The sequence below is a fragment of the Streptomyces albireticuli genome, from assembly GCF_021228125.1.
In the GTDB taxonomy this organism is placed as follows: domain Bacteria; phylum Actinomycetota; class Actinomycetes; order Streptomycetales; family Streptomycetaceae; genus Streptomyces; species Streptomyces albireticuli.
In genome coordinates, this window is record NZ_JAJQQS010000038.1 from 1 (window position 1) to 15,663 (window position 15,663).

The 15,663-nt window shown below is 73.2% G+C and carries 16 protein-coding genes; 15 read left to right on the forward strand and 1 reads right to left on the reverse strand.

Going from position 1 to position 15,663, the window contains the following annotated elements:
• Both LUZ64_RS35590 and LUZ64_RS35595 read left to right on the forward strand, forming a co-directional pair.
• Positions 1-126 (forward strand): biotin/lipoyl-containing protein (locus tag LUZ64_RS35590; RefSeq protein WP_146166984.1); only part of this gene is annotated, 126 nt, incomplete at its 5' end.
• A gap of 6 nt (positions 127-132) precedes the next feature.
• Positions 133-1,101, forward strand: a complete 969-nt coding sequence (locus LUZ64_RS35595) for an AMP-binding protein (RefSeq protein WP_232399059.1) — start codon at positions 133-135, stop codon at positions 1,099-1,101.
• 173 nt (positions 1,102-1,274) lie between these two features.
• Here LUZ64_RS35595 and LUZ64_RS35600 read toward each other — a convergent pair whose 3' ends face one another.
• A complete protein-coding gene (locus LUZ64_RS35600) occupies positions 1,275-2,132 on the reverse strand; it encodes a hypothetical protein (RefSeq protein ID WP_211305172.1) in 858 nt (285 codons plus the stop codon).
• A gap of 513 nt (positions 2,133-2,645) precedes the next feature.
• On the opposite strand from LUZ64_RS35600, the gene LUZ64_RS35605 reads away from it, so the two are divergent.
• From LUZ64_RS35605 to LUZ64_RS35665, 13 genes are all read left to right on the forward strand, one after another.
• A complete protein-coding gene (locus tag LUZ64_RS35605; protein WP_095584667.1) occupies positions 2,646-4,118 on the forward strand; it encodes an FAD-dependent monooxygenase in 1,473 nt (490 codons plus the stop codon).
• Between the two features lie 44 nt (positions 4,119-4,162).
• The gene (locus tag LUZ64_RS35610) at positions 4,163-4,828 is read left to right on the forward strand and encodes a TetR/AcrR family transcriptional regulator C-terminal domain-containing protein (RefSeq protein WP_095584668.1); all 666 of its coding nucleotides are present in this window, start codon (positions 4,163-4,165) and stop codon (positions 4,826-4,828) included.
• Between the two features lie 56 nt (positions 4,829-4,884).
• The gene (locus LUZ64_RS35615) at positions 4,885-5,214 is read left to right on the forward strand and encodes a TcmI family type II polyketide cyclase (RefSeq protein ID WP_095584669.1); all 330 of its coding nucleotides are present in this window, start codon (positions 4,885-4,887) and stop codon (positions 5,212-5,214) included.
• A gap of 46 nt (positions 5,215-5,260) precedes the next feature.
• Positions 5,261-6,529: a beta-ketoacyl-[acyl-carrier-protein] synthase family protein gene (locus LUZ64_RS35620; RefSeq protein ID WP_095584670.1), complete on the forward strand. Its 1,269-nt coding sequence runs from the start codon at positions 5,261-5,263 to the stop codon at positions 6,527-6,529.
• On the forward strand, positions 6,526-7,743 hold the full coding sequence (locus LUZ64_RS35625; protein WP_095584671.1) for a ketosynthase chain-length factor: 1,218 nt from the start codon (positions 6,526-6,528) through the stop codon (positions 7,741-7,743). Before LUZ64_RS35620 ends, LUZ64_RS35625 begins: the two co-directional genes overlap by 4 nt.
• A gap of 119 nt (positions 7,744-7,862) precedes the next feature.
• Positions 7,863-8,129: an acyl carrier protein gene (locus LUZ64_RS35630; RefSeq protein WP_095584672.1), complete on the forward strand. Its 267-nt coding sequence runs from the start codon at positions 7,863-7,865 to the stop codon at positions 8,127-8,129.
• Positions 8,130-8,289: 160 nt separating this feature from the next.
• A complete protein-coding gene (gene fabG / locus LUZ64_RS35635; RefSeq protein ID WP_087929396.1) occupies positions 8,290-9,072 on the forward strand; it encodes a 3-oxoacyl-ACP reductase FabG in 783 nt (260 codons plus the stop codon).
• A gap of 69 nt (positions 9,073-9,141) precedes the next feature.
• Positions 9,142-10,086, forward strand: a complete 945-nt coding sequence (locus tag LUZ64_RS35640) for an aromatase/cyclase (protein WP_095584673.1) — start codon at positions 9,142-9,144, stop codon at positions 10,084-10,086.
• Positions 10,087-10,088: 2 nt separating this feature from the next.
• On the forward strand, positions 10,089-12,455 hold the full coding sequence (locus LUZ64_RS35645) for an SDR family oxidoreductase (protein ID WP_095584674.1): 2,367 nt from the start codon (positions 10,089-10,091) through the stop codon (positions 12,453-12,455).
• Positions 12,456-12,618: 163 nt separating this feature from the next.
• Positions 12,619-14,064 carry an MFS transporter gene (locus tag LUZ64_RS35650; protein ID WP_095581269.1) on the forward strand — a complete coding sequence of 482 codons (1,446 nt, stop codon included), beginning with the start codon at positions 12,619-12,621 and terminating at the stop codon, positions 14,062-14,064.
• 71 nt (positions 14,065-14,135) lie between these two features.
• The gene (locus LUZ64_RS35655; protein WP_170116751.1) at positions 14,136-14,597 is read left to right on the forward strand and encodes an acyl carrier protein; all 462 of its coding nucleotides are present in this window, start codon (positions 14,136-14,138) and stop codon (positions 14,595-14,597) included.
• Entirely contained in the window at positions 14,594-15,370 is a 777-nt protein-coding gene (locus LUZ64_RS35660; protein WP_095581566.1) for a 4'-phosphopantetheinyl transferase family protein, read from the forward strand. Before LUZ64_RS35655 ends, LUZ64_RS35660 begins: the two co-directional genes overlap by 4 nt.
• Before the next feature lie 25 nt (positions 15,371-15,395).
• A partial coding sequence (locus LUZ64_RS35665) for a carboxyl transferase domain-containing protein (RefSeq protein ID WP_276522631.1) occupies positions 15,396-15,663 on the forward strand: 268 nt, incomplete at its 3' end.

Sequence of the window (15,663 nt, forward strand, 5' to 3'; positions counted from 1 at the left end):
GTCCTGGAAGCGATGAAGATGGAGCAGCCGCTGAACGCGCACCGCGCGGGCACGGTCAAGGGCATCACCGCCGAGGTCGGTGCCTCCGTCTCCTCCGGCGCCGTCATCTGCGAGATCAAGGACTGACCGGTCATGCCCGTCCCCACGCTCCCGGCCCTCCCGGGCCCCCTGCCCATGGCCACCGCGCCGCCCGGCCCCCCGTACGCGCCCTCGGTCACGCCCTCCCCGGCGGACACGGTGCACGGCACGGTCGAGCGGCAGGCGGCCGCCTTCCCGCACCGCACCGCGGTCCGCGCCCATGACGCCACGCTCACGTACACGGCGCTCGACCGGCGGGCCAACCACCTGGCGCACCGGCTGCGCGCCCTCGGCGTCCGCGAGGGCGACACGGTCGCGGTGTGCCTCGAGCCCTCCGCACGGCAGGTCACCGCGCTGCTGGCCGTCCTCAAGGCCGGCGGCGCCTACCTCGCCCTCGGCCCGGGCGAGCACCCCCGGGGCGGCGACCGCGCGGCGCTGCTGCGCAACACCGGCGCCCGCGCCGTCATCACCCAGGAACTGTTCGCCGGGGACTGGAACGAACCGATCCCCACCCTGCTCCTGGGCCCCACCACGGTGCCCGCCCCGCGCGGTGCCGTGCCCCCGGCGACCGGGGTCCCGGCACACGGGCCGGCCTACGTGCTGCCCGTGACCGGCCCCGCCTCCGCGCCCTGGGGGGTGTGCGTGCCGCACAAGGCGCTCACCGCCCTGGTCGAGGACGCCCGCTTCCTGCCCGTACGCCCCGGTGATGTCGCCCTCAGCGCGTACGGCCCGGACGGCGGGTCGGCGCTGGGCCTTTGGGCGCCGCTGATGGCCGGCGCGCAGCTGCTGATCGCCCCCCGGGGCCTCGGGCCGCGCGAACTGGCCACGCTGATACGGGAGGAGAGGGTCACGGTGGCGCGCCTGGGCGCGCCGGCCTTCCGTGAGATGGCGAGGGAGGGGCTGGCAGGGCTCCAGGGGCTGCGGTGTCTGGTGGTGACGACGGCTTCGCTGTCGAGTGAGGAATTGAGTCTGGTGCGGCGGGAGTTGCCGCGCACCTTGCTGGTGGAGACGGTGACTCTGTGACCCTTGTGGTCAGTGGTCCGCCCCGGTGCCCCGTGCGGGTGCCGGGGCGGATTCTTTCCCGTACCCGCCCCTTCCCGAATCGGGGGCTGACGTCCCTCGGGCCCCCTTGCGCGCTCCGCGCGGTGGCCTCACACGCCGTCCGGGCCGGGATTCGGCCCGGCCGGCGTGTGAGCTCAGCCCGTCTTGGCCGTTCCCGTCCGTGACTCCAGCGTCTCCTGGACGTCCGCCTCGTGGTAATACGTGCGGCCCGAGCGGCTCAGTCTGCGCCAGCCGCGCTCGCTCGCGTGACGGTAGACGCTGCCCGGCGCGATGCCCCACAGCCGGGCGATGTCCCCGGCGCCCAGCCAGCGCACCCGTGCCGCTCCCTCGTCCCGCCGGGCCGCCGCGATGCGGCGGCCGAGCCCGAGCCACTGGCTGCCGGGCCAGTGGTGCGCGGGGTCGGTGTCACAGGTGATGGCGGTGGGGCTGGTGTCCCCGGGGCGGAGCGTCACCGTCAGACCGCCCCGGCAGCCGGCCTCCACACAGGCGCCGACCGCGACCCGGCGCGGCGCCACGGGCTCGATCACATGACGCGCGCGCCGCACCGCCTTGGCGACCTCGCGGGAGAGGGCGTCGGCCGCCGGGTGGCCGGCCAGCCAGCCGGCGTGCAGCAGGAGGAAGCGCGTCATCGGCGCCGGCTCCCGCGGCGGGGTCGCGCGCAGCCGCCGCTCGTCCGCCACCAGCCCCGACCAGGAGCCCAGTACGCCCAGGATCGCCGAACGGGCCTCGGAAGCGGCGGCGTTGAAGGGCATCCCGGGCAGCGGACCGCCCGAGACCCTCTCCTGGGACCGCTCCGAGCCGCCCAGCAGCCGGCCGCACTCCTCGTACAGCCCCGGCAGCCCGGCGAGCTCGCGCACCAGGCGTGCCCGGCACGCCTCGCACAGCGCCGCCCCGGCCGGGACGGGCCGGGCGGCGGGCCCGCCGTCCTCCGAGGCGCCGCGCCGGGCGCAGCCCGCCCCTCGGCACAACGCGCCCACCGGTTCCCGATTCATGTTCATCTTTGTGTCCCCCATGGCTCATGTCCGTCCGCCCTTGCCCTCCGAAAAGGAAATGGCGGTACCGGCGAAACATAATTACGCCGGGTCGTGCGGGCAAGGAAGTGGGGGTCGCTTTGTATGGACCTGATGGAATTTTAGCTTCCTTGACACAGCTTCACACTCCCCTGAACATCCGGCCCTTGACGGGTGGGGGTGCGGGCGAAGAAGCTGTTGTCCAGTATCCGCAGAGCTGTCGAAAAGTCGGTGGCCACAGGGTCGTAAAACGCCTCTCACCTGCGGATCTGCCTCCGTCACCCAGCTCTGGTGCGGATCTTGCAAGGCTCTGACATTTCCTCACGAAAACCTGGATCAAGGCACCTTGACTCCGGACGAGGAAAGCGAAGAAGCTCTTTACCAGCGTCACCGAACTGTTTGCGCGGCCGGTTGCACCGGCCTTCGGGCGCTGCATTCTCATCCGGCCGCCGACGCGGCCCCCTCGAAGGAATATTCACACCCAAGGAGAGGTCCATGGACGCTGCCGTGATAATCGCGGGCGCCGGTCCGGCCGGGCTCATGCTCGCCGGTGAACTGCGGCTCGCGGGAGTGGAGGTCATCGTCCTGGAGAAGCTGCCGAAGCGCACGGGGGAGTCCCGTGGACTGGGCTTCACCGCCCGCACCATGGAGATCTTCGACCAGCGCGGGCTGCTCTCCCGCTTCGGTGACATCGAGACCAGCAACCAGGGCCACTTCGGCGGCCTGCCGGTCGACTTCGCGGTGCTGGAGGGCGCGCAGCAGGCGGCCAAGTCCATCCCGCAGTCGCACACCGAGACCGTGCTGGAGGAGTGGGTCACCGAGCTGGGCACCGACCTGCGGCGCAGCCACGAGGTGCTCTCCTTCACCGACGAGGGCGACCACGTCACCGTCGAGGTCCGCGGCCCCGAGGGCGTCAAGACCCTCACCGCCCGCTACCTGATCGGCTGTGACGGCGGCCGCAGCCTCATCCGCAAGGCGGCCGGCTTCGACTTCCCCGGCACCGGGGCCACCCTGGAGATGTTCCTCGCCGACATCCGCGGCGTCGACCTCGAGCCGCGCATGATCGGTGAGACCCTGCCGGGCGGCATGGTGATGGTCGGCCCGCTGCCCGGCGGCACCACCCGCATCATCGTCTGCGAGCGCGGCACCCCGCCGCAGCGGCGCACCACGCCGCCCTCCTTCGAGGAGGTCGCCGCCGCCTGGCAGCGCCTGACCGGCACCGACATCTCGCACGCCGAGGCGGAGTGGGTCTCCTCCTTCGGCGACGCGACCCGCCAGGTCACCGAGTACCGGCGCGGCCGGGTCATCCTGGCCGGCGACGCCGCCCACATCCACCTGCCCGCCGGCGGCCAGGGCATGAACACCAGCATCCAGGACGCGGTCAACCTCGGCTGGAAGCTCGCCGCGGTCGTGGGCGGCCGGTCCCCGGAGTCGCTGCTCGACACCTACCACGACGAGCGCCACCCGGTGGGTCAGCGGCTGCTGATGAACACCCGCGCCCAGGGCCTGCTCTTCCTCTCCGGCCCGGAGGTCCAGCCGCTGCGCGACGTGCTCAACGAGCTCATCGCCTACGAGCCGGTCAGCCGTCACCTGGCCGGCATGGTCAGCGGCCTGGAGATCACCTACAACGTCGGCCGCGGCGACCACCCGCTCCTGGGCAAGCGCATGCCGCGCCTGGAGCTGGTCACCCCGGACCGCAAGACGTCCAGCACCGAGCTCCTGCACGCCGGCCGCGGCCTGCTGCTCGACCTGGAGGACAACGCCACGCTGCGCGCCCGCGCCGCCGGCTTCTCCGACCGCGTCGACATCGTCACCGCCGCGCCGCACGGCGTGCCGGCCGGGCACCCGCTGGAGGGCACCGCCGCCGTCCTGGTGCGCCCCGACGGCTATGTCGCCTGGGCCGCGCCGGGCAGCCACCACGACCTGCCCATGGCGCTGGAGCGCTGGTTCGGCGAGGCCCGCGTCTGACGCACCCGCACCCCGCGACCCGCCCCGTACCCCCGGAGACCGCCATGACGTCCACCCCTGACGCGACACCCGACGCGACCGCTCCCGTGCCCACGGCGGCGGAGCGGCAGGCCGTCGCACGGGCCGCCCGCGCCGTCCTCGCCCGCCAGGGCTGGGGGCGCACCACGGCCGAGGCGATCGCCGCGTCCGCCGGCGTGAGCCGGGACGAGGTACGCGCCTGCGCCGGGGACACCGGGCAGCTGCTGCTGTCCGTCCTCCTGGACTCCTCGGCCTCCGTCGCCGCACACCTGGCCGACGTGGCCGTCGCCAGGCCCGGCCCGGGGGAGTCGGTCGACCTGGGCACGGAGCTCACCGACCTCGCCCACGCCTGGCTGTCCGCCCTGGACGCCTTCCCCGAGCACTTCGCGATCGTCCGGCACCTCGCCGCGGAGATCACCGAACTGCCCGCCGGCGTGGCCGAGAAGTGGCAGACGGCGGGCCCCCGCCAGGCACAGACCGACCTCGCCCACCGCCTGCGCACGGTGGCCGACTCCGGCCTGCTGGACATCGACGACGCCGACCGCGCCGCCGTCCGCTTCGTCCAGCTGACCACCCTCGCGGTCGTCCAGGCGTCCTTCCACGGCGCCCTGCCACTGGCCGAGGAGCACACCGCCGTGCTCGTCGCCCAGGGCGTCGAGGACTTCCTGCGCCTCTACCGCACCGGCCGCTGACCGGCCGGCCCCGACTTCTTCTTCCCGAAACCGCTTCCCGAAGAGAGAGAACCACCATGCACAGCACCCTGATCGTGGCCCGTATGGACCCCGGCCACAGCGTCGACGTAGCCAAGCTCTTCGGTGACTTCGACGCCACCGAGATGCCGCACCGCATGGGCACCAGGCGCCGCCAGCTGTTCTCGTACCGGGGCCTGTACTTCCACCTCCAGGACTTCGACACGGACAACGGCGGCGAGCTCATCGAGGAGGCCAAGTCCGACCCGCGCTTCGTCGGGATCAGCGAGGACCTCAAGCCGTTCATCCAGGCCTACGACCCGGCGACCTGGCGGTCGCCGAAGGACGCCATGGCCACCCGCTTCTACGACTGGACGGCTGGCAAGTGAAGCCGACCGACCACCCGACGTACGACACGAGGGGAGGCGACCTGTAGTGGGGCGCCGAGTAGTAATCACCGGAATCGGAGTGCTGGCGCCGGGTGGCATCGGCACCAAGAACTTCTGGAGCCTGCTGAGCGAGGGCCGCACGGCCACGCGCGGCATCACCTTCTTCGACCCGTCGCCGTTCCGCTCCAAGGTCGCGGCCGAGGCGGACTTCGACCCGGAGCTGCACGGGCTCGGCCCGCAGGAGATCCGGCGGATGGACCGCGCCGCCCAGTTCGGCGTCGTGACCGCCCGTGAGGCCCTGGCCGACAGCGGCCTGGACCTGGCCGGCCTCGACCCCTACCGCACCGGTGTCACCATCGGCAGCGCGGTCGGCGCCACCACCGGCCTGGACAACGAGTACCGCGTCGTCAGCGACGGCGGCCGGCTGGACCTCGTCGACCACAAGTACACCCCGCAGCACCTCTACAACCACTTCGTGCCCAGCTCGTTCGCCGCCGAGGTCGCCTGGGCGACCGGCGCCGAGGGCCCGGCCACCGTGGTCTCCACGGGCTGCACCTCCGGCATCGACTCCGTCGGCCACGCCGTCGAGCTCATCCGCGAGGGCACCGCCGATGTGATGATCACCGGCGCGACCGACGCCCCGATCTCGCCGATCACCATGGCCTGCTTCGACGCGATCAAGGCCACCACGCCCCGCAACGACGACCCCGAGCACGCCTCGCGGCCGTTCGACGGCACCCGCAACGGCTTCGTCCTGGGCGAGGGCTCCGCCTGCTTCGTCCTGGAGGAGCTGGAGAGCGCCCGCAAGCGCGGCGCCCGCATCTACGCCGAGATCGCCGGCTACGCCTCGCGCTGCAACGCCTTCCACATGACGGGCCTGCGCCCCGACGGCCGTGAGATGGCCGAGGCCATCAAGGTCGCCCTGGACGAGGCCCGGATGAACCCCGAGGGCATCGACTACATCAACGCGCACGGCTCGGGCACCAAGCAGAACGACCGCCACGAGACGGCCGCGTTCAAGCTGAGCCTCGGCGACCACGCGTACCGCACCCCGGTCAGCTCCATCAAGTCCATGGTCGGCCACTCGCTCGGCGCCATCGGCTCGATCGAGATCGCCGCCTCGGTGCTGGCGATGGAGAACAACGTGGTGCCGCCCACCGCGAACCTGCACACCCCGGACCCCGAGTGCGACCTGGACTACGTCCCGCTCACCGCCCGGGAGCACACCACCGACGCCGTCCTGACCGTGGGCAGCGGCTTCGGCGGATTCCAGAGCGCCATGGTCCTGGCCCGTCCCGAAAGGAGCCTGGCGTGACCGCCAAGGTAGTCATCACCGGCATCGGCGTCGCCACCCCCAACGGCCTGGGCGTGGACGACTACTGGGCCGCCACCCGCGTCGGCAAGAACGCGATCGGCCCCGTCACCCGCTTCGACGCAGCGCAGTACCCGTCCAAGCTGGCCGGCGAGATCCACGACTTCACCGCCGAGGACCACCTGCCCAGCCGGCTGATCCCGCAGACCGACCGCATGACGCGGCTCGCGCTCGTCGCGGCCGACTGCGCCTTCGAGGACGCCGGCGTCAAGCCCGGCGACATCCCCGAGTTCGACATGGGCGTCGTCACCGCCAGCGCCTCCGGCGGCTTCGAGTTCGGCCAGAACGAGCTGAAGAAGCTCTGGGGCCAGGGCAGCCAGTACGTCTCCGCCTACCAGTCCTTCGCCTGGTTCTACGCGGTCAACAGCGGCCAGATCTCCATCCGCAACGGCATGCGGGGCCCCAGCGGCGTCGTCGTCAGCGACCAGGCGGGCGGCCTCGACGCCATCGCCCAGGCCCGCCGGCAGATCCGCAAGGGCAGCAAGCTCATCTTCTCCGGCGGCTTCGACGCCTCCATCTGCCCCTGGGGCTGGGTCGCCCAGCTCGCCGGCGGCCTGATGAGCACCGACGAGAACCCGGAGCGGGCCTACCTCCCCTTCGACACGGACGCCAACGGCTACGTGCCCGGCGAGGGCGGCGCCCTGCTCATCCTGGAGGACGCCGAGGCCGCCCGCGGCCGCGGCGCCACCAACATCTACGGTGAGATCGCCGGTTACGGCGCGACCTTCGACCCCAAGCCCGGCAGCGGCCGCGAGCCCGGTCTGCGCCGCGCCATCGAGGCCGCCCTGGCCGACGCCGGCCTTACGGCGGGCGACATCGACGTCGTCTTCGCCGACGCCGCCGGCACCCCCGAGCTGGACCGCGTCGAGGCCGACGCCATCAGCGCCGTCTTCGGCCCCGGCGGCGTCCCGGTCACCGCGCCCAAGACGATGACCGGCCGCCTGTACTCCGGTGCCGCGCCGGTGGACGTCGTCGCCGCGGTGCTGGCCATGCGCGAGGGCCTCATCCCGCCCACCACCAACGTCACGCTCTCGCCCGAGTACGACATCGACCTGGTCACCGGCTCGGCCCGCACGGCTCCCGTGCGCGCCGCCCTGGTCCTCGCCCGCGGCTACGGCGGCTTCAACTCCGCCGTCGTCGTCCGCGCCGCGGACTAGAAGCCCGTAGACCCGCTCGCCGCGGCCCTCGTACCCCCGCTCGGAGGGCCGCGGCGGGCGCACCCCCGCTCTTCCGGACCGCCGCCCGGCGGCACCGAAACACCTGTGAAAGGACCGGCATGTCCCAGGAATTCACCATCGACGACCTCAAGCGCATCCTCCTCGAGGGCGCCGGCGCCGACGAGGGCGTCGACCTCGACAGCGACATCCTCGACACCGACTTCGAGGAGCTCGGCTACGAGTCGCTGGCGCTGCTGGAGACCGGCGGCCGCATCGAGCGCGAGTACGGCATCTCCTTCGACGACGACACGCTCGCCGAGAACCGCACCCCGCGCGCCCTCGTCGCCACCGTCAACGCCCTGCTGAAGGACGCCGTCGGCGTCTGACACCCCCGGTGGGACCGTGCGCCGGCCGCCCTTCCCGGCCGGCGCACGGCCCCGCCCCGCGGGCGCCGTGACCACGGGCCACTCCCTGACCACGGCGCCCGCCCCTCCCGGGCACACCACCCGGCACCCATGACTTTCGACACCTCAGGAGCAGCACCCCATGACCAGCACCCCTCGCGTCGCTCTCGTCACCGGCGGCACCAGCGGCATCGGCCTCGCCGTCGCCCGCCTGCTGGCCTCGCAGAACCACCAGGTCTTCATCGGCGCCCGCAACGCCGACAACGTCGCCGAGACCGTCAAGCAGCTCCAGGCCGAGGGCCTCGACGTCGACGGCACCACCCTCGACGTCCGTTCCACCGAGGACGCCCGCGCCTTCGTCCAGGCCGCCGTCGACCGCTTCGGCACCGTCGACGTCCTGGTCAACAACGCCGGCCGCAGCGGCGGTGGCGTCACGGCCGACATCGACGACGAGCTGTGGCACGACGTCATCGACACCAACCTCAACAGCGTCTTCCGTCTCACCCGCGAGGTCCTCACCACCGGTGGCCTGCGCAACAAGGACCGCGGCCGCATCATCAACATCGCCTCGACCGCCGGTAAGCAGGGTGTCGTCCTGGGTGCCCCGTACTCCGCCTCCAAGCACGGCGTCGTCGGCTTCACCAAGGCCCTGGGCAACGAGCTCGCCCCGACCGGCATCACCGTGAACGCCGTCTGCCCCGGCTACGTCGAGACGCCGATGGCCCAGCGCGTCCGCCAGGGCTACGCCGCCGCGTACGACGCCACCGAGGACGCGATCCTCCAGAAGTTCCAGTCGAAGATCCCGCTGGGCCGCTACTCCACCCCGGAGGAGGTCGCCGGCCTGGTCGGTTACCTCGCCTCCGACACCGCCGCCTCCATCACCGCGCAGGCCCTCAACGTCTGCGGCGGCCTCGGCAACTTCTAGAGCCCGCGCTCAGCAATCACCGTTCCGACCGACCCGCCACCGACTGGCACACACCAAGGAGTTCCGGACATGCCGCAGTCCCCGCTGCGCGAGGTGGAGCACGAGATCACCGTCTCGGCCCCGGCCGCCGCCGTCTACCGCCTGATCGCCGACGTCGCGAACTGGCCGCGCATCTTCCCGCCCACCATCTACGTCGACCACCTCGAGCAGGGCGAGAACACCGAGCGCATCCGCATCTGGGCCACCGCCAACGGCGAGCCCAAGAACTGGACCAGCCGCCGCACGCTGGACCCCGAGGCCCTGCGCATCACCTTCCGCCAGGAGGTCTCCACCCCGCCCGTCGCCACCATGGGCGGCACCTGGATCATCGAGCCGCTCTCCGAGGGCACCTCCCGGGTCCGGCTGCTGCACGACTACACCGCCGTCGACGAGGCCCCCGAGTCGCTGGCGTGGATCGACGAGGCCGTCGACCGCAACTCGCGCTCCGAGCTCGCCGCGCTGAAGAGCAACGTCGAACTCGCCCACGCCGCCGAGGAGGTGACCTTCTCCTTCGAGGACACCGTCCAGATCAACGGCTCCGCCAAGGACGTCTTCGACTTCATCAACGAGGCGCACCTGTGGTCCGAGCGCCTCCCGCACGTGGCCACCGTCCGGCTGGAGGAGGACACCCCCGGCCTCCAGAGCCTGGAGATGGACACCCGCGCCAAGGACGGCTCGACCCACACCACCAAGTCCTACCGGGTCACCTTCCCCAGCCACAAGATCGCCTACAAGCAGGTCACCCTGCCGGCGCTCATGACGCTGCACACCGGCTACTGGACGTTCGCCGAGAACGAGGACGGCGTCGCCGCCTCCTCCCAGCACACCGTCACCCTCAACACCGAGAACATCACCAAGATCCTCGGTCCGGACGCCGGTGTCGCCGAGGCCAGGGCCTACGTCCACACCGCCCTGAGCACCAACAGCACCGCGACGCTGAACCACGCCAAGGCCCACGCCGAGCAGCAGCGCTGACCATGGCCGACCACCCCTTCACCGAAACCCAGGTGATCGTGGTCGGTGCGGGGCCCGTGGGACTGATGCTCGCCGGCGAGCTCCGGCTCGCCGGCGCGGACGTCATCGTCGTCGAGCAGCGCACCGAGCCCGGCACCGAGTCGCGGGCCACCACCCTGCACGCCCGCACCATGGAGATCCTGGACAGCCGGGGCCTGCTGGAGAAGCTCGGCACCGTGCCCGGCGAGACCATGGGCCACTTCGGCGGCATCCCCCTGGACCTCACCCTCCCCAGCCCGTACCCCGGGCAGTGGAAGGTCCCGCAGATCCGCACCGAGGAACTGCTCCAGGAGTGGGCGACCGGCCTCGGCGCGGTCGTCCTGCGCGGCCACCGGCTGCGTGCCCTCGACATCACCGGCGACTACGCAGGCGCCGAGGTCGAGGGCCCCGACGGCACCGTCCACCTGCGCGCCAAGTGCCTGGTCGGCTGCGACGGCGAGGACAGCGCGGTCCGCGCCCTGGGCGGCTTCGACTTCCCCGGCACCGTCGCCACCCGTGAGCTGCTGCGCGCCGACGTCGCGGGCATCGACATCCCCGCGCGCCGCTTCCAGCGGCTGCCCGGGGGCCTCGCGATCGCCGCCCGCCGGCCCGACGGCGTCACCCGCGTCATGGTCTGCGAGTTCGACCGCGAGGACGGACCCCGCACCGGCGACCTCGACTTCGCCGAGATCGTCGGCGCCTGGCGGCGCGTCACCGGTGAGGACATCGGCTCGGGCACCCCGCTGTGGGTCAACGCCTTCACCGACGGCTCCCGCCAGGCGGCGACCTACCGGGACTACCGGCTCTTCCTCGCCGGCGACGCCGCCCACCGGCAGATGCCGATCGGCGGCCAGGCCCTCAACCTCGGCCTCCAGGACGCCGTCAACCTCGGCTGGAAGCTGGCCGCCCAGGTCGCCGGCCGGGGCCCCGAAGGGCTCCTGGACAGCTACCACACCGAGCGCCACGCCGTCGGCCGCCGCACCCTGAGCAACATCCAGGCCCAGGCCCTGCTGCTGCTCGGCGGCGGCGAGGTCGAGGCCGCCCGCGAGGTGCTGGCCGAGCTGATCGCGGACGAGGGCGTCCGCACCCACCTCGCCGGCATGATCTCCGGGCTCGACGTCCGCTACGACGTGGGGGAGGGCACCCACCCGCTGCTCGGCGCCCGGCTGCCGCACCGGCCGCTGGAGACCGCCGACGGACCCGCCACCACCACCTCCCTGCTGCGCACCGGCAAGGGCCTGCTCCTGGACCTCACGGGCGGCCCGTCCGGCACACCGTCCGGCACCGGCCGGTTCGCCGCCACCGCGGCGCCCTGGTCCTCGCTCGTCCGCACCGTCACCGCCGACGCCGCGGCCGGCGAGCACGCGACCGTCCGGCCCGACGAGTGGCCCGAGGGGACCGACGCGCTCCTGGTGCGCCCCGACGGACACGTGGTCTGGGCCGCCACCGGCGGACGGACCGACCTCGACGGCCTCACCACGGCCCTCACCCGCTGGTTCGGCGACCCGGCGCTGCTCACCGCGGCACCCACCGCCGCACCCGCACCCGCATCAGCACCCTCAGCTTCAGTGACCGACAGGAGTACCGCCATGGGCAGGCTCAACGGCAAGACCGCGCTCGTCACCGGTTCCAGCCGCGGCATGGGCCGCGCCACCGCGATCCGGCTGGCGCGGGAAGGCGCGCTCGTCGCCGTCCACTACACCAACGGCAAGGAGGCGGCCGAGGACGTCGTCGCCACCATCGAGAAGGACGGCGGCCGCGCCTTCGCCGTCCGCGCCGAACTGGGCGTCACCGGCGACGTCCACGAGCTGTTCCTCGGCCTGGAGCGGGGCCTGAAGGACCGCACCGGCACCACCGAGCTGAACATCCTCGTCAACAACGCCGGTGTGATGGGCGGCGTCGCGGCCGAGGACACCACCCCGGAGCAGTTCGACCGCCTCTACGCCGTCAACGCCAAGGCGCCGTTCTTCATCATCCAGCGCGCCCTGAAGAACATGCCGAACGGCGGCCGCATCATCAACATCTCCTCCGGCCTCACCAAGGTGGCCAACCCCGAGGAGATCGCCTACGCGATGACCAAGGGCGCCGTCGAGCAGCTCGCCCTGCACTTCGCCAAGCTCCTGGGCCCGCGCAACATCACCATCAACAGCGTCGCCCCGGGCATCACCCGCAACGGCAACCCGGCGTTCGACATCCCCGAGGTCGTCGACCAGATGGCGGCCCTGTCCGCCTTCAACCGGGTCGGCGAGCCGCAGGACGTCGCCGACGTCGTCGCCTTCCTGGCCACCGACGACGCCCGCTGGATCACCGGCGCCTTCCTCGACGCCACCGGCGGCACCCTCCTCGGCTGAGGCCGTCACCGCAGGGCACTCCCGGGCCCCTCGGGCGCCCGCGCGCCCGGCGCGCAACCGGCGGGGCCGGCCGCATCCCTCTGCGGCCGGCCCCCCGCCCGTTCCCCCCGGGCCGCCGCCCCTCCCTCTTTCCTTCTTTCCCACAGGGTTTCGGAAAAGGACCATGAACCGCTCGTCGACCCTCCCCTTCCCCGTCGCCGCGGCGCCCTCCGACCGGTGGGGCCCCCGCCTGTGGGGCCTCCTGCTGGTCCTCGCCGGCAATATGCTCATCGACGCCCTCGAGGTGTCCGTGGCCGTCGTGGCCCTGCCGTCGATCGGTGACGACCTCGGCCTGGCCGCCACCACCGCGCAGTGGACGATGAGCGGTTTCGCCCTCGGCTTCGGCGCCCTGATGCTCTTCGGCGCCCGCGTCGTCACCCACCTCGGCCGGCGCCGCATGTACCTCGTCGCGCTGCTCGCCTTCGCGGCCGCCTCCCTCGTCGCCGCCCTGACCGGCGACCCGGCGGTGCTGATCGCCACCCGGTTCGTCAAGGGCTTCTGCGCCGCCCTGACGGCACCCACCGGCCTGGCCATCCTCGCCACCGCCTTCCCCGAGGGCCGCGAACGCGACCGCGCCGTCTCCGTCTACACCCTGGCCGGGGCCTCCGGCTTCACCGCCGGACTGCTCCTCTCCGGCGCCCTGACCACCGTCAGCTGGCGCCTGACCTTCCTCTTCCCGGCCCCGGTGGTCCTGCTCCTCTTCGTCTTCTGCCTGCGCCTCGTGCCGGCCGACCCGCCCGCGGACACCACCGCGCCGCGCCGCTACGACCTCGCCGGCGCCCTCACCCTGTCGGCCGCCCTGAGCTCCCTGGTGTACGCCCTCTCCGGCCTGCCCCACCACGGCCTCGGCGCCGCGCGCACCCTCGTGCCGCTGGCCGCGACCGCCGTGCTCCTCGGCGCGTTCCTCTACGTCGAACGCACCACCGCCCAGCCCCTGATCCGCCCCGCCGTCCTGACGGAACGCACCATGCTGCGCTCGGCGCTCGGTGCCGCCTGCCTCAACGGCTCGTACCTGGGCCTGCTGTTCGTCGTCACCTTCCAGGCGCACGACGCGCTGGGCTACGGCCCGATGCGGACGGCGCTGGCCGTCCTCCCGGCGAGCCTGCCCCTGGCCGTCACCGCGCTGGCCTCCGGACGGCTCGTACGCCGCTTCGGCACCCCCCGGCTGATCACCGTCGGCGCCCTCGCCCCCCTGGCCGGCTACGCCCTCTACCTGCGGCTGCCCGCCTCCCCGGACTACGTCACCGACATCCTGCCGACCATGCTGCTGGTCGGGGCCGGCTTCGTCGCCTCCTTCGCGGCCCTCAACATGCAGGCCGTCTCGGGCTTCCCGCCCGAGCGGCGGGGCGAGGCGGGCGGTGCCTACCAGACGGCCGTCCAGCTCGGCGCCGCCCTGATGGTCGCCGCGACCGCGGCCCTCCTCGCGGCGAACGAGGCGCCCGCCGGCGCCTCCCCGCAGGAAGTCATGGCCGCCTACCGGCCCGCGATGTGGCTGGTGACCGCCGTCGGCCTGGCCGGCCTGCTGGTCGCCCTCACCGGAGTGGCGCGCCGGCCCCGGCCCGCCCGCTGAGGAACCCGCCGCCGGCCCCGCCGGCCCCCTCCGCCATGTCCGTTCCGCCCCTTCCGCTGTTTGGGAGACCCATGAGCACGTACCAGAACACCTACGACTGGGACTCGTTGGCCCTCGGCCTCGACTACGACCCGGAGTTCGACGTCGACTTCGACGAGGCCTTCGCGTTCGACCTGGAGGCCGCCGAGGCCGCCCCGGTGACCGTGCCGGACCTGGCCGTCCTGGCTCACTCCGACTACGCCGAGCGCTCCCGCCTCCTCGACGCCTACGTGCGCCAGGAGATCGGCCGGGTCCTGGGCGTCGCCCCCGAGAGCGTCGACACCACCGGGCGGCCCATGAACAGCCTGGGCGTGGGCTCCATCAACGGCATGGAGCTCCAGGCCCGGATGGAGGCCGCGCTCGGCGTGGAGCTCAAGCTCCAGTCGCTGCTGCGCGCCAACAGCGCCGCCGAGCTCGTCGACTGCCTGGCCCGGCAGCTCGGCCCCGGGGACGGCCCCTCCCAGCGGTCCGCGGCGCCCGCGGCCACCGTATGACGGCCACCGCCACCGCCCCCGCCCCCACGGCGGTCGGACAGGACAGCCTCGACCTGTGGCTGATCGCCACCCCCGGGCCCGAGGCGGTGCGCGACCGGCTGGACACCTCCGAGCTGGACGAGGCCGAACGCAAGCGCACCGCCTCCTTCATCCGGCCCTCCGACGCCGCCACCTACGCCACCGCGCACATCGCGCTGCGCCGGCTGCTCGGGGCCTATCTGGCACGGCCGCCGCAGGACGTCACCTTCGTCCGCGAACCCTGTCCCGGCTGCCAGGGGCCGCACGGCAGACCCGCCGTCGCCCACCCCGACCCGCCGCTGCACTTCTCCCTCTCCCACAGCCACGGCATGGTCCTGGTGGGCGTCGCCGGGCGGACGGTCGGCGTGGACGTGGAGCGGCTGCCCCGGCCCCAGACGGTCGCGGTCTGCACCTCCGCCCTGCACGCGGAGGAGCGCGAGGAACTCGACGCGCTGCCCCCGCCGGACCGCCAGGCCGCCTTCGGGCAGCTGTGGACCCGCAAGGAGGCCTTCCTCAAGGGCCTCGGCACCGGCCTCGGCCGCAGCCCCGCCGCCGACTACCTCGGCGCCGACCCGGCCCGCCGCCCGGCGGGCTGGACCCTCCTGGACATCCCCGGCGGCCCCCGCCACCACGCGGCCGCCGCCCTCCTGGGCGACCCGCCCGTCACCACCACCGTGCGCCGGCTGCCGGCCCGGGCCCTCCTGCCGGGCGCCGCCGCCCCGGACGTACGGGCCGACGCCGGCCCGGCCCTCTGACCACCTCCTCCGGAAGCGAGATCCCATGCCTGTCGCAGGAAAGACCACGCCGAACCAGGTGGACCACCCGCGCGAGTGGACCCTGCGCGAACGCGTCGAGGAACTGAACCTCATCAGGGACGAGGTCCACGAGGGACCCGACCCCGCCGCCACCGAACGCCAGCACGCCAAGGGGAAGCTGACCGCCCGGGAGCGGATCGACCTGCTCCTGGACGAGGGTTCCTTCTCCGAGGTGGAGCCGCTCCGCCGGCACCGTGCCACGGGGTTCGGCCTGGAGAGCAAGAAGCCCTACA